Source organism: Chromobacterium sp. Ag138 (genome assembly GCF_055181315.1).
Genome location: NZ_JBUPWA010000001.1, coordinates 3,631,870 through 3,649,659, shown reverse-complemented (window position 1 = coordinate 3,649,659; position 17,790 = coordinate 3,631,870). Strand labels below are relative to the sequence as shown.

Genomic DNA, 17,790 nt, shown 5'->3' with positions numbered 1-17,790 from the left:
CCACATTCCCGCCCCGTCGCCCCGCCCCGCGCTCGCTACAAAACGCCGCCCGCGCCGTGTACCATGGCCGGCATCGGCGCGCTGCGCGCCTCAACCGTCGGACCGACATGTACCCCTACCTGATCGTCAAGCACGCCCACATGGGCTTCGCCTATCTGTCCATCCTGCTGTTCGCCGCCCGCGGCGCGCTGGTGCTGGGCGGCCGCGGCCACTTGCTGCAGAACAAGCCGCTGCGCATTCTGCCGCACGTGATCGACACCCTGCTGCTGGCCTGTGCCATCGCGCTGGTGGCGATGGGCGGTTGGCCCATCTTGCAGAGCCCCTGGCTGCTGGCCAAGATCGCCGGCCTGATCGCCTACGTGGCCCTGGGCACCATCGCGCTGCGCGGCTCCACGCCGCGGCGCCGCGCGGCTGCCTTCATCGCCGCCTTGCTCACCGTGATCTACATCGTGCTGGTGGCCAAAACCAAACTGGTCATGCCGCTGCTCTGATCGATCCCGCCGGCTTGACTGCGCCGGCCGCGGCTTCTAGGACACAGTAGGGACGCGCGATGCAGCCCTTTATCCCGTCCCTGCCCCCGGAGCCCGCCGCCAGATGAACCGCGACCTTCCCGCCGCCTGCCGAAACCGCGGTTTTTCGCTGCTGGAGCTGTTGATCGCGCTGGCGGTGGTGGCCATCCTGGCCGGCATCGCCATTCCCTCCTACCAAAGCTATACGCAGCGCAGCCGCCGCAGCGACGCGCTGGACGCCTTGTACCAGTTGCAGCAGGCGCAAATACGCTATCGGGGCTTTCACGCCGAATACGCCTCGCAGCTGGCGGACCTGAAAACGCCCTACCCCAGCGGCGTCAGCGCCCAAAAGCATTACCAGCTGAACACAGGGATCGGCAGCAATCCCGCATCCGACTTCTACGTCCAGGCCACGGCCAAGCCCGGCGGCGCCCAGGCCGGCGACCGCGACTGCCAGACCATCACGCTCACCCAGCGGCAGCAGACCATCAGCCTGACGCCGCCCGCCTGCTGGGGACGATGATGCGCGCCAAGCAGCGGGGCGTCACCCTGATCGAGCTGCTGGTGGTGCTGGCGCTGACCCTGGCGCTGCTGACCCAGGCGCTGCCGGCGCTGGGCCGCTGGATCGCCCGCCAGCAGCTGCAGGGCGCGCTGGACGACATCGACCGCGGACTGCAGCTGGCGCGCAAGAGCGCCGCCACCCGGCAGAAAAAGATCTGGGTGACCTTCAGCCGCGACGGCGCCGCCTGGCTGCTGCGGGTATCGGAGAGCGCAGCGAAGGACCGATGCGACACCGCCCGCGACCTGTTGTGCGTCGGCAGCGCCGAGCATGCCGGCATCGCGCTGGACATGGCCGATCCGCTGCCGCTGCAGCTGGTTTTCACGCCGCTGCGCGGCCTGCCGGAAACCCCTGGCGGCGCCATGATCGGCGGACTGCGGCTGCGGCTGAGCCGCTCCGGCTGCCGGCCGGCGGATCTGCAGCTGCTGCCCACCGGCCTGGTCATCGTCGGCGAGGCCAGATGTCCATGAGACCGGCGCGCGGCATCAGCCTGCTGGAGCTGTTGATCAGCATGACCATCGGCCTGCTGTTGCTGCTGGTGGTGTCCGGCCTGCTGGTCAGCCTGCTGGGCGAGCAAAGCCGCGAACGCCGCCAGGCGCAGCTGGGCGCGATGATGGACGCGTCGCTGTCGCTGATCGCGATGGACCTTCGCCGCGCCGGCTTCTGGAACGGTTCCGGCGCGGAGGAAGACAATCCCTACCACGAGCTGTTCATCGAGCGGGGCGGAAGCTGCCTGCTCTACGGCTACGACGATCCGGCCGGCGCCGCCGCGCCCGTGCGCCGTTATTTCGCCTTCCGCCTGGAAGGGCAACGCATTCAGCGGCGCAGCAGCGACAAAGCCGACTGGAGCTGCTCCGCCAGCGGCGGCTGGGACGACCTGAGCAAGCCCGGCATCGGCGTCGTCGACGCGCTGCGCTTCAGTCCGGAAGCCGGCGGCGCCGCGATCGGCATCGCCGTCAGCGCCCGCGCCGCCAACGGCCCGGGGGAGGAAAAGCTGGACATCCACACCAGCGTGACGCTGCGCAACCGCCCCAAGGCGGCGGCAAGATGAGCCGCCGCCACGCCGGTCTCGCCACGCTGTTCGCGGTGCTGACGCTGCTGGCGATCGCCAGCCTGGTGTTGCTGGCGGCCTCGCGCCAGCTGGTGCTGATCCACGCCAACGCGCAAAACCAGCATCGCTACCACCAGGCGCTGGACTACGCCGAGGAAGGCCTGCGCCAAGGCAGCCAGGCGCTGGCAAACGGCCAGCCTCTTCCGGCGGATAACGACCGCTTCTCGCTCAAACAGCAGGCTATCCCCCCGAACCGGATGCGGTTGCGCAGCACCGGCAACTACGACGGCCATCGCGTCACCGTGCAGCGGGACTTCCTCCAGAGCGGAAACCAGGGCGGTTCGAGCAGCGCGCTGACCCTGGTCGGCAACCTGGACCTGAGCGGCGCGATCAACCTGATCGGCGACAAGCCGGTGGAGATGACGGTGGACGGCGCGGTAACCCTGAGCGGCTCGGTGGACGGCATCGCCACCCTGCAGAGCACCGGCGACATCATCGTCACCGGGCCGCAAACCATCAACACCCTGTACTCCAATGGCAATATCGAGCTGGGAAACGGCCGCTACCAGACGGTGAAGGCGCTGGGCAACCTGACGCTGCGCGGCGACGCCGCGATCGGCGCGCTGGCGCGGGTCAACGGCAAGGCCAGCTTCCTCAACAGCCCCGGCGTGGATCCGGCCGTGGCCCGGGCCGAAGTGAAGGGCGACGTCGACATCGCGATGGGCGGCGCCCGCTTCGGCCAACTGGACGCCGAGGGCAAGGTCGACATCCGCCAGATCGGCGCGCTGGACGCGCTGCGCGCCGAAGGCCGCCTGAGCGTGCAGGGCTGGGGCGCGCCCATCGCCGCCACCGTCGCCGGCGCCGCCAGCTACAACGCGGGCAATCCCGACATCCGCGTCGCGTTCCAGCCGGGCCTGAAGCTGAACCTGCAGCCGTTGCCGCCGCTGGAAGTGAAACGGCCGCGGCTGGACGCCTACGACTACCGCGGCCAGGCCCACTACGTGTTCACCCATGCCGCCGACGGCGGCGTACGGGTGACGGTGCGCAAGATCCACGGCCTGGCCGACGGCGAATACCGGCTGGGCCGGGCCCCGGACAACCGGCTGCCCAACTACTTGTGCCGCGCCGCCGACGCCAACGGCGTCTGCCGCGCGCCGGCGACGCTGCTCTGCAAGGGGCATTCGCCGCAGAACGACTGCTTCGCCGGCAGCCAGCCCGGCCAATGGAAGCTGGACGGCGTCACCTTCGCGCCCGGCGTGCTGTGGTTCGACGGCGATCTGGAGGTTGGCAACGGCACCTACCACAATACCTTCATCGCCAGCGGCAGCATCGCCACCAGCGGCCAGCACGTCAGCTACGCGGTCAATTACGCCGGCGCGATCGGCATCTGCGCCAACGCCGACTTCCCCAGCCTCTATCCGGAAGACGACTGCCGCGCCGGCGCGTTCAAAGGGCGGCCGGTAGGCAACGCAGTGCTGCTGGCCGGCGGCTACGTCGACAAGCGCTTCCGCGGCGGCGACATCACGCTGGGCTCGTCCAGCCGGGTGTTCGGCAATGTCTGGGCCGGCAACCAGCTGTTTTCCAGCGGCAGCACCACGATACACGGCTACGTCAGCGCGCTGGCCCAGGCCGGCGGCCAGGGCGCGCGGCCGCACCAATGGGGCGCCAGCACCACGATAGACCTGCGCGGACTGCCCGACTCGTTCCGGCCCGACGGCCCGCCAGACAACGGCGGCGGCCAGGCCGGCTCAGGCTCCCTGACGCCGCTGCCCTACAGCTGGATGGACACATGAAGACCCGGCCCCCGCGCGGTTTCACCTTGCTGGAAATGATGATCAGCCTCTTGGTGCTGGCCATCGGCGCGCTGGGCCTGCTGCGGCTGGAAACCCAGCTGCTGCACAGCCAGATCGCCGCCAACGATTACAACACCGCCACCAACCTGGCCCAGACGGCGCTGGAACAGCGAAAAACCAACCAGCCCGCCGACTGCCGCCAGAGCAGTTACGCGCCGGCCGCAGCCAGCGGCACCCTGGCCCGTTTCCGCTGCCGCAGCAACGATAGCGGCCTCACCGCCCAAGTGGACGTGAACTGGACCGACAGCGAGGGCGAAAGCCTCACCCTGAGCCTGACCGCGCCGAAATAGCGCGTCCGGCGCTCCTTGACCCAAAGCAAGGGCAGCCGGACGCCCATCTGCTACTGTCGCCGCATTTCCCCTACCCGTGATTATCCGATGCCAGCCAGTCAGCAACTACCGGAACTGGTGTGCCCGGCGGGCAGCCTGCCCGCGCTCAAGGCCGCCGTCGACCATGGCGCCGACACCGTCTACTTCGGCCTGAAAAACGACACCAACGCCCGCAATTTTGCCGGCCTCAATTTCGACGAGCACACTGCCAGCGTCGGCATCCGCTACGCGCATGACCGCGGCCGCCAGGTGCTGATGGCGATCAACACCTACGCCCAAGGCGGCGACATCGGCCGCTGGCGCCGGGCGGTGGATCAGGCCGCCGACCTCGGCGTCGACGCCGTGATCCTGGCCGACCTGGGCCTGCTCGACTACGCCAGCCGACGCCATCCCAAGCTGCGGCTGCATCTGTCGGTGCAAGGCTCGGCCACCAACCACGAGGCGATCCGCCTCGCCCACGAGCTGTTCGGCGTGCGCCGCGCGGTGCTGCCGCGCGTGCTGACCCTGGAGCAGGTCAAGCGGGTGATAGAACAGAGCCCGGTCGAGATCGAAGTGTTCGGCTTCGGCAGCCTGTGCGTGATGGTGGAGGGCCGCTGCCTGCTGTCCAGCTACGCCACCGGCGAATCGCCGAACAGCCACGGCGTCTGCTCGCCGGCCAAATACGTGCAGTGGCAGAACACGCCGTCCAGCCTGGACGCGCGCCTGTCCGGCATCCTGATCGACCAGTACGGCTTGGACCAGCCCGCCGGCTACCCGACGCTGTGCAAGGGCCGCTTCGAGGTGCAGGGCGACACCTACTACGCGCTGGAGGAGCCCACCAGCCTCAACGTCCTGGCGGTGCTGCCGCAACTGCTGGACATGGGAGTGGCCGCGATCAAGATCGAAGGCCGCCAGCGCAGCCCGGCCTACGTCGCCCAGGTGACGCGCGCGCTGCGCGAGGCGCTGGACGCCGCCGGCCGCGAGCGGCACCGCTTCATGGTGCAGCCCGCCTGGCAGCAGGCGCTGAACAAGGTGGCCGAGGGACGCCAGCAGACGCTGGGCGCCTACGACCGGCCCTGGAAATGAGCCGCCGCATGGATACCCGCATGAATCCCATCCCCATGAAACTATCGCTCGGCCCGGTGCTGTTCTTCTGGAGCCGCGACGACATCCTCCGCTTTTACGCCGAGGCCGCCGAATGGCCGCTGGACACCCTGTACCTGGGCGAAGTGGTGTGCGGCCGCCGCCAGCAGCTGCGCAGCCAGGACTGGATCGCGCTGGCCGCCGACCTGGCCTCGACCAGCCGCGAAGTGGTGCTGTCCTGCCAGGCGCTGATCGAGAGCGAATCCGATCTCAAGCGGCTGCGCAAGATGGTCGACAACGGCCAGCTGGCGATCGAGGCCAACGACCTGGGCGCGGTGCGGCTGGCCAGCGAGAAAAAACTGCCCTTCGTCGCCGGCGCCCATCTGAACATTTACAACGCCGACACGCTGGCGCTGATGCGCCGCCTGGGCGCCTACCGCTGGCTGCCGCCGGTGGAAATGGGCCGCGACACCTTGGCCGCGCTGCTGGAAGCCGCCCGCGGCCAGCAGCTGGAGATCGATACCGAAGTATTCGCCTGGGGACGGTTGCCGCTGGCGCTGTCCTCGCGCTGCTTCACCGCCCGCCATTACAACCTGAACAAGGACGACTGCCAATTCCGCTGCCTGGAGCATCCGGACGGGCTCAGGCTGGACACCCGCGAAGGACAGCACTTCCTCGCCATCAACGGCATCCAGACCATGTCCGACGGCTGCCATGCGCTGCTGCCGCGCCTGCAAGAACTGCACGCCGCCGGCGCGGGCCGGGCGCGGATCAGCCCGCAGGCGCAAGGCACCGAAGCCGTCGTTCAGGCCTTCCGCCAGCGGCTGGACGGCCAAGACGGCGCCGACTCGCTGCTGGACAGCCTGCGCGCCCAGGCCCCGGGCGAACTCGTGGACGGTTACTGGCGCGGCCAGGCCGGCATCCAAGCGCTGGAGGAGACCCACTGATGCGCGTTCCAGAATTGACCTTCCCCGCCGCCGGCGCCCGGCTGCTGTCGCGGCTGCCCTCCGCGCCGCCCAGCCGACTGCTGGCCGCGGCCCTGAATCTGCTGAAGAACCGCGGCGTGCTGCCGGTAGACATGGCGTTGCTGGACGGCAAGCGCTTCGAGGTTCACGTCAAGGATGCCGGGCTGAGGCTGGGCTTCGCCGCCAACGGCGACGCCTTCGTCGCCAGCCGCGGCGAGCCTGATCTGCGCCTGGCCGCCAACGGCTGCGACTTTGCCCGCATGATGCTGCGCGAGGAAGACCCGGACACGCTGTTCTTCCAGCGCAAGCTCTCCATTGAAGGCGATACCGAGCTGGGTTTGATCATCAAGAACCTGCTGGACAGCGTGGACTGGAGCCAGACGCCGCTGGCGCGGATGATGGCGGCCTGAGCGGCCGCTTGCCCCGGCTTGCGCGATGGGCTAGCAAGAAAATAGTCCGCCACCCACGCAGGGGCACCATGAATCCCTGGCCGTTCAGCGCCCGCCGCATACGCAAGGAACTGATCCTGATCCTGCTGCTCAACCTGGGCTGCTATCTGTTGTTCGTGGATTGGGATCTGTTCGAGAAGCTGGATGTCTGGCTGCACCAGCATCCGACATCCCAGCTGGACGAGGTGCTGCTGCTCAGCTTCACGCTGGCGCTGTCCATGAGCTGGTTCGCCATCCGCCGGCTGCGCGAAGCGCGCCAGTTGCTGAAGGCGCTGCGCCGCCAGGCCGAGCGAGACGACATCACCGGCCTGGCCAACCGCCGCCGCGCCAACCAGACGCTGCAGCGCGAAACCGAGCGCAGCAGCCGCTCGGGCCGCCGCTACTCGGTGCTGCTGATCGACCTCGACCACTTCAAGCACATCAACGACAACCATGGCCATCTGGTCGGCGACAAGGTGCTGCAGCGCTTCGGCCAGGTGCTGCGCCAGCGGGCCCGCCAGCTGGACACCATCGCCCGCTGGGGCGGGGAGGAGTTCATCATCGTCTGCCCGGAAACCGAGCAGGACGGCGCGCTGGCGCTGGCCGAAAGCATCGGCCCGCTATTGCGCGAAACCGATTTCAATCCGGTGCTCCGCGTCACCGCCAGCATAGGCGTGGCGACGCTGGCCGACGATGACACCCCCGACAGCCTGGTCCACCGCGCCGACATCTGCCTGTACGCGGCCAAGCAGGCCGGCCGCGACCGGGTGGTGGGAGAAAACCATTCCCCCGCCGCGCAGCCATGAAAAAACCGGCGTCGCGGCGCCGGTTTTCTTCGCATGGGGCAAACCCGGTCAGAGCGCGCCCACGCTCTGCTGCAGGGCGCTGCGCTTGGCTGACAGATCCAGCCCCGGCAGATCCGCCATGATGTCCGGATGGTCCGCCAGCTTCTCCACCACGTAATCGACGAAAACGCGGGTGCGCGGCGCGATATGGTCGCGGTGCGGGAAGCAGATGTAGATGGAACGCTCCAGCGACACCATGTCGGTCAGCACCGGCTCCAGCTCGCCGCTGCGGATCAAATGCACCACCTCGTGTCCCGGCAGCTGCGCGACCCCCATGCCCAGGCGGGCCAGCTCGGCCACCGCCTCCATGTCGTTCAGCGTGTAAGTGCCGTTCACTTCCAGCGGAATGCGCTCGCCCTTGCGGTCGAACTCCCACTTGAACAGGCGGCCGGAAGTCGGAAACTGGAAGTTGATGCAATCGTAGCCGCTCAGCTCCTCTGGAGCGGACGGGCGCCCATGCCGGTCCCAGTATTCGGGAGAGGCCACCACGTACAAAGGCATCTGCGCCAGGTTGCGCGCCACCATGCGGCTGTCCGGCATCATGCCGGTGCGGACGCCGACGTCGTAGCCGTCTTCGATCAAATCGCTGAAATGGTCATCCAGGCCGAAGAACACCCTGATCTTGGGATAGCGTTCGCAAAACTCACCCATGATCGGCAGAATGAAGCGGCGGCCGAAGGAGTTGGGCATGCTGACACGCAGATGGCCGGCCGGCTCGTCGCGGCTGGCTTTCAACTGGTTGATCGCCGAATCCAGATTGTTGACCGGACCGCGGCACTGCGCGTAGAAGCGCCGACCGTCTTCGGTCAAGGTCAACTGGCGGGTGGTGCGGTTGAACAACCGCACCTCCAGTTCCTGCTCCAAGCGGGCAATGCTCTGGCTGATCGCGGCCGGCGAGACGCCGAGCTTGCGCGCGGCATCGGAAAAACTGCCGTTCTCGGCTGTGGTCATGAAGACCATGAGTGCTTTTAAGGTATCCATAAGCGGGGCGATTCCTGAAGCGATCCATGCTGTTTTGCCTGATTGATTGGTCTGGCGAGCAGTCGGATCGTTCACAGAATTGAAGCTATTTATTAAAACAGCTTACATCAATTCTGCACGATATTAAAGAATATAGTTTAATCTCATATACTATCCGCCACTTTGGCCGCGTCGACTGCCTACCCTACATCCCCGATGTTTGCCAACCGTGTCCTCGAACGGGCACCACTGGCTTATCAATTATTTTATGCGATCCAATTATGCGCTTTAAAGCGTTCGCTTGCCAGAATTTATTAGTTACCGCTTACAATTTATGACATTGGAGTGAAGAAAAAAAGCGACATCCTTACGCTTTGCAACATCCATCACATCTTCCGCCCAAAACATAAGCAAAGTATTATTTCCAGCCAAATCATGCCCTTGTCATTATTGATGCAAATCAATCTCTTCATTTTTACAATTGCAAAAAAAGTCAAATTCTTTTCCCCTCCCTGCATGTTTCTATTTGTAACGAATGCCGTTATGACAAACAAAATGATGAATTATCAGTAATTTTCCTAGGATTCATGCTCTTACAAATTTGGTATACTCAATGACGAAAAAGCAACAATTCATATGAATTCAAATCCGCGGGGTCTTACATGCAACAGGCATGTGGGGTACTATCTGCGGCACACAGAACCAAAAACAAGGAAGACCCGCTCATGGTGACTTCAAAACCCATCAATGCAAGACCGCTCCCGGCCGGACTCACCGCGTCGCAGCAATGGACATTGCTGGAGTGGATTCACATGGCCGGGCATATCGAAACCGAAGGCGAGCTCAAGGCCTTCCTGGACAACATCCTGACCCAGGCCCCGTCGGACCGCATCATTCTGGTCCTAGGCCGCCTGAACAACCAGAACCAGATCCAGCGCATGGAAAAGGTGCTGAACGTCAGCTACCCGTCAGACTGGCTCGACCAGTACTCTCAGGAAAACTTCGCCCAGCACGACCCGATCATGCGCATCCATCTGGGCCAGGGGCCGGTTATCTGGGAGGAGCGCTTCAGTCGAGCCAAAGGCTCGGAAGAAAAACGCTTCATCGCCGAGGCCTCCAGCAACGGCATGGCCAGCGGAATCACCTTCAGCGCGGCGTCCGATCGCAACAACGTCGGCAGCATCCTCTCCATCGGCGGCAAGGAACCCAGCCGCAACGCGGCGCTGGTGGCCATGCTCAACTGCCTGACGCCCCATCTGCACCAAGCCGCTGTCCGCATCGCGAATCTGCCGCCGGCCTCCCCCAGCAATATGCCGTTGTCGCAACGCGAATACGACATCTTCCACTGGATGAGCCGTGGCAAGACCAACTGGGAAATCGCCACCATCCTCAACATCAGCGAGAGGACGGTGAAGTTTCACGTCGCTAACGTGATCCGCAAGCTCAATGCGAATAATCGTACTCATGCCATAGTGCTTGGCATGCACTTGGCGCTGACACCCCGCGATTTAGTGAACGGATAAGCTCCGTTTTCGCCTGCCCCCAGTCCAGCAGTCCGGTCATCGACATCACCCCGCCATCCAGAGGGCGGGGGATGCCCACGGGCACGATGGGGAAGCCCATCATCACCAATCGCCGGTAAAACACCGGTTCCACCACGAAATACATCCAGCGCACGCCCCGCACCTGCGACCAGAGCCAGGCGCCGAGGTATAGCAGCCTGGCCGCCATGATAGATTCGCGCGCGCCCAGCACGCTCCGATCCACCGCCAGGCGGGTGATTTCCGAATACTCGCGTCCCTTGCCTATCCTCTCGCCTGGTGCCAACAAGCGTGAGAACTCCTCCTCCAGCATGAACGGATGATCCCCGGTCGTCAGGCGTATCGCACCGACAACCCTGCCCTCCCGCAACAGCATCAGATTGTCAGAAAAATCATCGTACGCGTCCCTATCGAAGCCATCCTCGCATAAGGGCACCCACTGCAACTGCTCGCGGAAAATCTTGTGTCGAAACGCCCACAGCTGTTTCATTCTGGACTCGCTATTGGCCCATTCTAGTACCAGTCCATCTTGGCGCAGCGGAAAAAATTCTTTCATTTCAACCTCCTATTATGGTTTCGTATAGGCAGGAGAAATGTAAGACCAGACCGAAATAACTGAATCTGACAAATAGGACAGGAAAATTTGATGAAATTTTGTCTAGCAAATGCGCAGAAACCACAATCAAATCCCGCCCAAATCGTCATCCCATCCATGATTTTTTGTTACATTAAGGTCTTTGCCCTCCTCTGATCATGACCGCCTTCACCAGTTGCAATCCCTCTTCCGGCGAAGTCTGCTTCACTCGCTCCTCCTGGAGCATGCCGGCCCTGGAACAAAGCCTGCGACAGTTGCGCGCCGCTCAACGCGCCTGGGCCGCCCAAGGGGTGGAACAACGCGCCGCGGCGCTGCTGCGCCTGGCGGACCTGCTGTCCCAGCAACGTGAAGCGCTGGCGGACCTGGTGACGCTGGAGGTGGGCAAACGCACGCCCGAATGCCTGGCGGAGATAGACAAGTCCGCGCAACTGATCCGCTATTACGCGGCGCTGGCGCCGGAACTGCTGCAATCGCTGAACATCCCCACCCAGGCCAGCCGCAGCGGCATCGCCTTCGAGCCGCTGGGCCTGGTGCTGGCGGTCATGCCCTGGAACTATCCGGTATGGCAGGTGCTGCGCTTCGCGATCCCCGCGCTGATGTCAGGCAATGCCTGCCTGGTAAAACCGGCGCCGTCGGTGCCGCAATGCAGCCAGCTGCTGCTCGACATCGTCAGGCAGGCGAGCATCCATGTTCTGGACATGGCCTGGATCGAAACCGAGCTGGTGGAAGAGACGATCCGCCAATGCGACGCCGTCGCGTTCACCGGCTCCACCCAGACCGGGCGCGTGATCGCCTCGCTGGCCGGCCGGCACCTGAAGAAAACCGTGCTGGAGCTGGGCGGCAGCAATCCCTTCATCGTGCTCGCCGACGCCGACGTCCAGGCGGCCGCGCGCGACGCCGCCAACTCCCGCTTCCGCGACGCCGGCCAGAGCTGCAACGCCGCCAAGCGGATGATCGTGGCGCCGGAAATCGCCGACGCCTTCGTCGACGCCTTCTGCGCCGAGGCGGCCAAGCTGCGCGCCGGCGATCCGCGCGATCCGGCCACCACTTTGTCGCCGCTGACCCGGGCCGACCTGAGGGAAGCGCTGCACGCCCAAGTGCTGGATGCCTGCCACCACGGCGCCGAACTGAAACTGGGCGGACAGATGCCGCACACGCCGGGTTTCTACTATCCCGCCACCGTGCTGGACCATGTCAATCCCAACTGCCGCGTCTACCACGAAGAAGTGTTCGGCCCGGTAGCCGCCATCCTGCGCGCCGCCGATGAGGCCGATGCGATCCGGCTGGCCAACGATACCCCCTTCGGCCTGGGCGCCAGCATCTACAGCGCCGACCATGACCGCGCCTGGACGCTGGCCCGCCAGATAGAAGCCGGCAGCGTCTTCATCAACCGCCACACCAGTTCCGACCTGCGGCTGCCCTTCGGCGGCGTCAAGGCCTCCGGCTATGGCCGCGAGCTGTCCGAGTTCGGCCTGTACGAATTCGTCAACGTCAAAACCTACTGGCAGAAGTAGCCGGGCAAAACAAAAAGGGGCCATTGGCCCCTTTTTGTTTTTCGCAACGCGACGCTCAATGCAGCCGCGCCACGCTTTGCGACAGCGGAATGCCCGCCTCTTTCAAGCAGTCGGCCAGATCGCGCCAGCTCGCGTCGCGATCGGGCGCCACATCCGGCACCACCAGCCACGGCACGCGGGCGGCGATCTCATCGCTGCCCTTCAGCCTCAGACCCACTTCGTAGCCCTGGATTTCCGGCTGGTATTCCGCCACCGCCTCCAGCTTCTCGATGCCGCCCTGGCTGGTCGCCAGCAAGGCCACCGATATGCCCAGCCGCTTGCGGTTCCAGGCGCGCATGCCGCTAGACAGCGCCTCCCACCACGGCAGCGGCGCGAACAGTTCGGCCTCGCCGTACTCCATCTCGGCGGCGACCGCCTGCTGAACCAGCGGCATCGATGCGTCCAGCGCGCGGCGCGCCAGGCGGCGCGCGCGTTCCGGCGGCAAGGCGCCGCGCTCCACCAGAAAGGGAATCCAGCTCATCACCAGTTGCGGCTCGACAGTCTTGCGCGCCGCGTCGAAGGTGGCGCGCGACGATTCGGGATCCAGCGGCGCGAAATCGCAGCCGGCATCCATCACCGGCGCCAGTTGCACCAAATCCTGGCAAGCGCGCTCGTTCAGCATGTCCACCGTGAACAGCGTCGGCGAAATCCACAGAATGGACTTTTCCGGCACCTCCAGCGCGTCGGCCAGCGCCACCTCCAACGCTTCCAGCCGAGGGAAGTGCCACCAGACGCCGCCCTGGCTGCGGGAAAACGCAAACGGCAATGCCCACAGCTCGAACGACATCACATTGCCGTCCTTGCGCATCACCTCGGGGAAGGCCACCGCGTCGCGCGCGCTGTTCACCAGCAGCTGGCGCGCCGCCGGCTCCGACGCCAGCGACAGTTGCGCCTCGGTGAATACCGCCTGGTCGCCGGCCAGCAAGGCTATTTGCACCGCGGCCGCCAGCTGCGCGCCCTCCATCGGCTTGCCCACCGCCTGACGCGCCTGATCCGCCAGCTTGCCGACCGCCTGCTGGCGCTCCGCCGGCGGCAGCGGCTTGGTCGGCCCGGTGCGCATTTCGCGCGGTTCCGGCCCCGCCGCGTCGCGGTCGGCATAGGCCTTGTGCAAACGCTGGTAGACGCGCATCGCCTCGTCGCAAATATCCTGCAGCTCGCCGACGCTGGGCTCGATCTCGTCGTAGAAATTGAAGTCGAACAGCCTCAAGCGCAGGTTGCAGACATAGATGGTGAGACCTTCTTCCTCGTCATACAGCATCGCGCTCGCGAGGCCATCGCGTTCGCGACCGGGAAAGTCGGTGTCGTCATTGCCTACCAGACGGCAGACAAAGGCGGGGGATTCGGTATGCATCAGGTACTCGACGCCCTCCAAACCCTGTTCGTCAACGGCGTCGCCGAAAATGAAGCGGTTGGGCAGGTAGGGCTCGCCCCGAATACGGGCATTGCGCGGCAGGGATTTCATCAGGCGACACTATCTACGTTTACAAGCACCTATTGTAGCGCCGCCATCCTCTGGCTTGAAGCCTGCCGCGCGATTTACTACTGCGCCGCAACAATCCGCGTCAAGCTGGACCGTTGCCGGCCGCTGGCGTCGAAATTGCCCTCATCCAGCCAGGCCTCAAACGCAGCCCGGCGCGCCGGCCACTCATAGTCCAGGATGGAAAACCAGGCCGTGTCCCGGTTGCGCCCCTGGTTGACGCGCGCCTGGCGGAACAAGCCTTCGAAGGTGAATCCCAAGCGCAAGGCGGCCTGAACAGACGGCGCGTTCTGCGCGTCGCATTTCCATTCGTAACGGCGATAGCCGAGTTCGAACGCGTTGCGCATCATCAGATACATCGCCTCGGTGGCCAGCCGGCTGCGCTGCAGGCGAGGCGAGAAATTGAGGAAGCCCACCTCGATGCTGCCGTCAGCCGGCGCGATGCGCAGATAGCTGCACAGCCCGATCGCCGCGCCGTCGCGCGCATCGACGATCGCGTAGAACTGCGGATCGTCGAGCGCCGCATTCGCCGCCACCCATTGCCGCCAGTCTTCCAAGCTTGGAAACGGGCCATGGCTGAGATAGGTCCAGTTCGCGCCGCCCGGCATCCGATGCAGCTCGTCGAACAGCTGCGCGCCGTGGCGCTCCAGACTCAACGGCTCCACCCGGCAATAGCGTCCGGCCAGCGGGCTGCGCGGCGGATGCCGCGCCCCCTCCCACTCAACCGGCATGCCTACCATCTGGCCATTCGCATTCGCTTCCGCCGGCTGCGCCAGCGCATCCCAATCAACACGCATCGCACACCTCCTTGCCGCAACCCGCATCGCGAGTAGTAGCGTAGCCATCGCGCTTCCACCAATCCAGGCCGCCCTGCAGCTCCTTCACCTTGAATCCCAGCTGCGTCAGTTTCAGCGCGCCTTTGGTCGAACCGTTGCAGCCGGTGCCGTCGCAGAACGCCACCAGCGTGACATCCCGTGGCAGGTCGGCGGTGCTCTCCGCCGTCATCAGCCGGTGCGGGCGGCTGAGCGCGCCGGGGATGGTTTCATGGCCAAACGCTTCGGCACTGCGGGTATCGATCAACAGCAGCGAGCGGTCGCCGTCCGCCAACGCCTGCGCCACATCGGCGGCATCGATTTCGTAGGCCAGCTTGGCTTCGTAAAACGCTTGTTGGCTGATCATGGAGCCTGTCCTTTTGCGTGCATGGAATGCTGGTATGCTAAGTTCAAAGTCATCATCCGAACAGCTCCACTTCAGCCGATTCAATGGAACCACTTTGAGCAACGATTGGTTAGTCGACTATCTGCAGCCCCGCCTGGCGCGTAATGGATCGGAACATTTGTCGCGCCAGCTCTATCGCCAGCTGCGCGAATTGATACGCTTGCGCCGGCTGGCCGGCGGCAGCGCGCTGCCCGCCAGCCGCGCGCTGGCGCAGACGCTGCGGCTGGGCCGCAATACCGTGCTCTCGGCCTATGATCAGCTGGCGGCCGAAGGCTACCTGGAAAGCCGCCACGGCTCGGGCACCTATGTCTGCGACGCCTTCGGAAAGGAAGCGCCCCAGCCGGCCCGCGTCGACGCGTCCCCGCGCCAACTATCCCTCCGCGGCCAGCGCCTGGCGGAAACCAGCAGATTGCCTGCCCGCAAGCTCGGCGCCTTCGTGCCGGGCCAACCCGAACTGGAGCTCTTTCCCCACAAGCAATGGCAACAATGCTTGAGCCGACGGCAGCGCAGCACGTCGCTGGCATGGCTGCACTATCAGCACCAAGGCGGACTGCCTGAGTTGCGCGCCATACTCAGCCAATACCTGCATTTGACGCGATCGGTACGCAGCCTGCCGGAACAGGTCGTCATCGTTCCCGGCGCCCAAAACGCGCTGACCTTGCTGGCCCAACTGCTGACCGAGCCCGGAGACACCGCCTGGATAGAGGAGCCCGGCTACACAGGTGCGCAGGCCGCGATGCTGGCCGCCGGCCTGCGCTGCCAGACCGTCCGCGTCGATGAGCAGGGACTGCGTCCGGATCCGGCCGCCGCTCCGCCGCGCCTCATCTACGCCACGCCCGCCCACCAGTATCCGACCGGCGCGGTGATGAGCCTGCCGCGGCGGCTGGAGCTGCTGGCGCAAGCCCGCCGCCACGACAGCTGGATCGTGGAGGATGATTACGATGGCGAATTCTGCTATGCCTCGGCGCCGCTGGCCGCGCTGCAAAGCCTGGATCAGGACGGCCGCGTGATCTATGTCGGCACCTTCAGCAAAGTGATGTTCCCCGGGCTGAAGCTGGCCTACCTGGTGCTGCCGGCCGAGTTGGTCGATCCCTACCGCCGCTGCCAGGCCAGGCTGCAAGGCGAGGGCAGTTACCTCCAGCAGGCCGCGGTGGCCGACTTCATCGAGCAAGGCCACTTCGCCCGCCATATCCGGCATATGCGCGAGCTGTACCAGCGGCGCCAGCAACTGCTGCGACACGCATTGGAACAACGCCTCGGCTCGGCCCTTCCCCTGCATGGCGGCGATGCCGGCATGCATCTGTTGGCGGAACTGCCGGATGGTTTCGATGAGTGGGAGCTGCAAGCGGCTGCGTCGGAGCGCCAGCTGTGGCTGCGCCCGCTTGCCCGCCATTTTCTGGATACGCCCTACCGCAACGGACTGGTATTGGGCTACGCCGGCATCGCCGACCACGCGATGCGCCCTGCCGTGCAACAATTGGCGGACTTGCTGGAAACGAGACTGCAATGACAAAACCGACGCTGCTGGTCAGCGCCTGCCTGCTGGGGCAGCCGGTGCGCTACGATGGCCAATCCAAACCTCTGCCCAACCCGCAGTGGACAACCCTGAGGCAACGCTTCGACCTGATTCCGGTCTGTCCGGAATGCCTGGGCGGGCTGCCCACCCCCAGGCCCGCCGCCGAAATTGTCGGCGGAAACGGCCGCAGTGCATTGGACGGCGCGGCCCGCATTCGAACCGCGGCCGGTGATGACGTCAGCGCCGCCTTCATCGCCGGCGCGGAACGCGCCCTGGATGCGGCCTTGCAACAGGGTTGCACTCAGGCGCTGCTCAAAGCCAACAGCCCCTCCTGCGGCAATCGACGAATTTACGACGGCAGCTTTTCATCCACATTGCGCGACGGGCAGGGCGTGGCCACCAGTCTGCTGGAACGAAATGGCATCGCCGTCTGGAATGAAACCGAAATCGACAAGCTGCTGGATCCCGAACCACCGCACCCAGTTTGACTGCCCGCAAGATCCGCCGCCCAGTCCACGCGCCGCTGGAACGCAGGCGGGGCCCGCAAAGACCATCTGGAAACGCCAAAGCCCCGCCGGTAACCGGTCGGGGCTGGGGGGCGCGTTTCGCGCGCGCAATGCAAAAACCCCAGCTCGTCTGAGCTGGGGTTCGTTATGGGGCGTCTGGCGGTGTCCTACTTTCACATGGCGAATGCCACACTATCATCGGCGCTAAGGCGTTTCACGGTCCTGTTCGGGATGGGAAGGCGTGGGACCACCTCGCTAAGGCCACCAGACATAAACTGGCACAAACTTGAAGAAGCCTGGGCTGGTATTCAACCAGCCCGCATATATTCGGTATTTGATGTACGTCGCACATCCACTCTCGTCACTTAGCCTCGCTAAGCCACTCAAATGATAGGATCAAGCCTCACGAGCAATTAGTATCGGTTAGCTTCACGCCTCACAGCGCTTCCACACCCGACCTATCAACGTCCTGGTCTCGAACGACTCTTCAGGGAGGTCAAGCCTCCAGGGAAGTCTCATCTTCAGGCAAGTTTCCCGCTTAGATGCTTTCAGCGGTTATCTCTTCCGAACTTAGCTACCCGGCTATGCCACTGGCGTGACAACCGGTACACCAGAGGTTCGTCCACTCCGGTCCTCTCGTACTAGGAGCAGCCCCCGTCAAACTTCCAACGCCCACTGCAGATAGGGACCAAACTGTCTCACGACGTTTTGAACCCAGCTCACGTACCACTTTAAATGGCGAACAGCCATACCCTTGGGACCGGCTACAGCCCCAGGATGTGATGAGCCGACATCGAGGTGCCAAACACCGCCGTCGATGTGA

At 64.8% G+C, this 17,790-nt stretch carries 19 protein-coding genes, 1 rRNA gene and 2 other annotated features; of the genes, 14 read left to right on the top strand and 6 right to left on the bottom strand.

Going from position 1 to position 17,790, the window contains the following annotated elements; all coding sequences use genetic code 11:
- The 10 genes from ACY3GB_RS17120 to ACY3GB_RS17075 form a co-directional block, all read left to right on the top strand.
- A partial coding sequence (locus tag ACY3GB_RS17120) for a SirB2 family protein (RefSeq protein WP_463089793.1) occupies positions 1–491 on the top strand: 491 nt, incomplete at its 5' end.
- Between the two features lie 103 nt (positions 492–594).
- Positions 595–1,032 (top strand): type IV pilin protein, encoded by a 438-nt coding sequence (locus ACY3GB_RS17115; protein WP_463089792.1) that lies wholly within the window; start codon positions 595–597, stop codon positions 1,030–1,032.
- A complete protein-coding gene (locus tag ACY3GB_RS17110; RefSeq protein WP_463089791.1) occupies positions 1,029–1,538 on the top strand; it encodes a GspH/FimT family pseudopilin in 510 nt (169 codons plus the stop codon). Before ACY3GB_RS17115 ends, ACY3GB_RS17110 begins: the two co-directional genes overlap by 4 nt.
- On the top strand, positions 1,529–2,119 hold the full coding sequence (locus ACY3GB_RS17105; protein ID WP_463089790.1) for a prepilin-type N-terminal cleavage/methylation domain-containing protein: 591 nt from the start codon (positions 1,529–1,531) through the stop codon (positions 2,117–2,119). The genes ACY3GB_RS17110 and ACY3GB_RS17105 overlap by 10 nt, the downstream gene beginning before the upstream one ends.
- On the top strand, positions 2,116–3,912 hold the full coding sequence (locus ACY3GB_RS17100) for a hypothetical protein (protein WP_463089789.1): 1,797 nt from the start codon (positions 2,116–2,118) through the stop codon (positions 3,910–3,912). The genes ACY3GB_RS17105 and ACY3GB_RS17100 overlap by 4 nt, the downstream gene beginning before the upstream one ends.
- Positions 3,909–4,262, top strand: coding sequence for a type IV pilus modification PilV family protein (locus ACY3GB_RS17095; RefSeq protein ID WP_463089788.1), 354 nt, complete (start codon positions 3,909–3,911; stop codon positions 4,260–4,262). Before ACY3GB_RS17100 ends, ACY3GB_RS17095 begins: the two co-directional genes overlap by 4 nt.
- An 87-nt stretch (positions 4,263–4,349) precedes the next feature.
- The gene (ubiU, locus tag ACY3GB_RS17090; protein ID WP_463089787.1) at positions 4,350–5,366 is read left to right on the top strand and encodes a ubiquinone anaerobic biosynthesis protein UbiU; all 1,017 of its coding nucleotides are present in this window, start codon (positions 4,350–4,352) and stop codon (positions 5,364–5,366) included.
- A gap of 20 nt (positions 5,367–5,386) precedes the next feature.
- Positions 5,387–6,310, top strand: coding sequence for a U32 family peptidase (locus ACY3GB_RS17085; RefSeq protein WP_463089786.1), 924 nt, complete (start codon positions 5,387–5,389; stop codon positions 6,308–6,310).
- The gene (gene ubiT / locus ACY3GB_RS17080; protein WP_463089785.1) at positions 6,310–6,738 is read left to right on the top strand and encodes a ubiquinone anaerobic biosynthesis accessory factor UbiT; all 429 of its coding nucleotides are present in this window, start codon (positions 6,310–6,312) and stop codon (positions 6,736–6,738) included. Before ACY3GB_RS17085 ends, ubiT begins: the two co-directional genes overlap by 1 nt.
- A gap of 68 nt (positions 6,739–6,806) precedes the next feature.
- Complete coding sequence (locus ACY3GB_RS17075; RefSeq protein ID WP_463089784.1) at positions 6,807–7,562, top strand: GGDEF domain-containing protein; 756 nt, start codon at positions 6,807–6,809, stop codon at positions 7,560–7,562.
- Positions 7,563–7,610: 48 nt separating this feature from the next.
- Here the strand turns inward: ACY3GB_RS17075 and ACY3GB_RS17070 are convergent, their stop codons facing one another.
- Positions 7,611–8,582: a LysR family transcriptional regulator gene (locus ACY3GB_RS17070; protein WP_021475641.1), complete on the bottom strand. Its 972-nt coding sequence runs from the start codon at positions 8,580–8,582 to the stop codon at positions 7,611–7,613.
- A 641-nt stretch (positions 8,583–9,223) separates the two neighbouring features.
- Between ACY3GB_RS17070 and ACY3GB_RS17065 the strand changes: the two genes are divergently transcribed.
- Complete coding sequence (locus tag ACY3GB_RS17065) at positions 9,224–10,084, top strand: LuxR family transcriptional regulator (RefSeq protein ID WP_463089783.1); 861 nt, start codon at positions 9,224–9,226, stop codon at positions 10,082–10,084.
- Here ACY3GB_RS17065 and ACY3GB_RS17060 read toward each other — a convergent pair.
- The gene (locus tag ACY3GB_RS17060) at positions 10,005–10,658 is read right to left on the bottom strand and encodes an acyl-homoserine-lactone synthase (RefSeq protein WP_463089782.1); all 654 of its coding nucleotides are present in this window, start codon (positions 10,656–10,658) and stop codon (positions 10,005–10,007) included. The genes ACY3GB_RS17065 and ACY3GB_RS17060 overlap by 80 nt on opposite strands.
- A 197-nt stretch (positions 10,659–10,855) precedes the next feature.
- On the opposite strand from ACY3GB_RS17060, the gene ACY3GB_RS17055 reads away from it, so the two are divergent.
- The gene (locus ACY3GB_RS17055; RefSeq protein ID WP_463089781.1) at positions 10,856–12,211 is read left to right on the top strand and encodes an aldehyde dehydrogenase family protein; all 1,356 of its coding nucleotides are present in this window, start codon (positions 10,856–10,858) and stop codon (positions 12,209–12,211) included.
- A gap of 55 nt (positions 12,212–12,266) precedes the next feature.
- On the opposite strand, the gene ACY3GB_RS17050 is transcribed toward ACY3GB_RS17055, so the two are convergent.
- The 3 genes from ACY3GB_RS17050 to ACY3GB_RS17040 form a co-directional block, all read right to left on the bottom strand.
- On the bottom strand, positions 12,267–13,712 hold the full coding sequence (locus ACY3GB_RS17050; RefSeq protein WP_463089780.1) for a hypothetical protein: 1,446 nt from the start codon (positions 13,710–13,712) through the stop codon (positions 12,267–12,269).
- A gap of 77 nt (positions 13,713–13,789) precedes the next feature.
- A complete protein-coding gene (locus tag ACY3GB_RS17045) occupies positions 13,790–14,524 on the bottom strand; it encodes a GNAT family N-acetyltransferase (protein WP_463089779.1) in 735 nt (244 codons plus the stop codon).
- On the bottom strand, positions 14,514–14,906 hold the full coding sequence (locus tag ACY3GB_RS17040; protein ID WP_463089778.1) for a rhodanese-like domain-containing protein: 393 nt from the start codon (positions 14,904–14,906) through the stop codon (positions 14,514–14,516). The genes ACY3GB_RS17045 and ACY3GB_RS17040 overlap by 11 nt, the downstream gene beginning before the upstream one ends.
- A gap of 94 nt (positions 14,907–15,000) precedes the next feature.
- Here ACY3GB_RS17040 and pdxR point away from each other — a divergent pair, with 94 nt between their 5' ends.
- A complete protein-coding gene (gene pdxR, locus ACY3GB_RS17035; protein WP_463089777.1) occupies positions 15,001–16,455 on the top strand; it encodes a MocR-like pyridoxine biosynthesis transcription factor PdxR in 1,455 nt (484 codons plus the stop codon).
- Positions 16,452–16,949, top strand: a complete 498-nt coding sequence (locus ACY3GB_RS17030; RefSeq protein ID WP_463089776.1) for a 2-thiouracil desulfurase family protein — start codon at positions 16,452–16,454, stop codon at positions 16,947–16,949. The genes pdxR and ACY3GB_RS17030 overlap by 4 nt, the downstream gene beginning before the upstream one ends.
- Before the next feature lie 172 nt (positions 16,950–17,121).
- Here ACY3GB_RS17030 and rrf read toward each other — a convergent pair.
- Positions 17,122–17,236: ribosomal RNA gene (rrf, locus tag ACY3GB_RS17025) — 5S ribosomal RNA — on the bottom strand.
- Positions 17,237–17,372: 136 nt separating this feature from the next.
- Positions 17,373–17,638: a sequence feature (23S ribosomal RNA rRNA prediction is too short), on the bottom strand.
- Positions 17,639–17,657: 19 nt separating this feature from the next.
- Positions 17,658–17,767: a sequence feature (23S ribosomal RNA rRNA prediction is too short), on the bottom strand.
- Between the last annotated feature and the right edge of the window lie 23 nt (positions 17,768–17,790).

Bases quoted from the DNA above. Each gene is read 5' to 3' on its own strand.
- ACY3GB_RS17115 (WP_463089792.1), top strand. From the start codon at position 595: ATGAACCGCGACCTTCCCGCCGCCTGCCGAAACCGCGGTTTTTCGCTG.
- ACY3GB_RS17110 (WP_463089791.1), top strand. From the start codon at position 1,029: ATGATGCGCGCCAAGCAGCGGGGCGTCACCCTGATCGAGCTGCTGGTG.
- ACY3GB_RS17105 (WP_463089790.1), top strand. From the start codon at position 1,529: ATGTCCATGAGACCGGCGCGCGGCATCAGCCTGCTGGAGCTGTTGATC.
- ACY3GB_RS17100 (WP_463089789.1), top strand. From the start codon at position 2,116: ATGAGCCGCCGCCACGCCGGTCTCGCCACGCTGTTCGCGGTGCTGACG.
- ACY3GB_RS17095 (WP_463089788.1), top strand. From the start codon at position 3,909: ATGAAGACCCGGCCCCCGCGCGGTTTCACCTTGCTGGAAATGATGATC.
- ubiU (WP_463089787.1), top strand. From the start codon at position 4,350: ATGCCAGCCAGTCAGCAACTACCGGAACTGGTGTGCCCGGCGGGCAGC.
- ACY3GB_RS17085 (WP_463089786.1), top strand. From the start codon at position 5,387: ATGAATCCCATCCCCATGAAACTATCGCTCGGCCCGGTGCTGTTCTTC.
- ubiT (WP_463089785.1), top strand. From the start codon at position 6,310: ATGCGCGTTCCAGAATTGACCTTCCCCGCCGCCGGCGCCCGGCTGCTG.
- ACY3GB_RS17075 (WP_463089784.1), top strand. From the start codon at position 6,807: ATGAATCCCTGGCCGTTCAGCGCCCGCCGCATACGCAAGGAACTGATC.
- ACY3GB_RS17070 (WP_021475641.1), bottom strand. From the start codon at position 8,582: ATGGATACCTTAAAAGCACTCATGGTCTTCATGACCACAGCCGAGAAC.
- ACY3GB_RS17065 (WP_463089783.1), top strand. From the start codon at position 9,224: ATGCAACAGGCATGTGGGGTACTATCTGCGGCACACAGAACCAAAAAC.
- ACY3GB_RS17060 (WP_463089782.1), bottom strand. From the start codon at position 10,658: ATGAAAGAATTTTTTCCGCTGCGCCAAGATGGACTGGTACTAGAATGG.
- ACY3GB_RS17055 (WP_463089781.1), top strand. From the start codon at position 10,856: ATGACCGCCTTCACCAGTTGCAATCCCTCTTCCGGCGAAGTCTGCTTC.
- ACY3GB_RS17050 (WP_463089780.1), bottom strand. From the start codon at position 13,712: ATGAAATCCCTGCCGCGCAATGCCCGTATTCGGGGCGAGCCCTACCTG.
- ACY3GB_RS17045 (WP_463089779.1), bottom strand. From the start codon at position 14,524: ATGCGTGTTGATTGGGATGCGCTGGCGCAGCCGGCGGAAGCGAATGCG.
- ACY3GB_RS17040 (WP_463089778.1), bottom strand. From the start codon at position 14,906: ATGATCAGCCAACAAGCGTTTTACGAAGCCAAGCTGGCCTACGAAATC.
- ACY3GB_RS17030 (WP_463089776.1), top strand. From the start codon at position 16,452: ATGACAAAACCGACGCTGCTGGTCAGCGCCTGCCTGCTGGGGCAGCCG.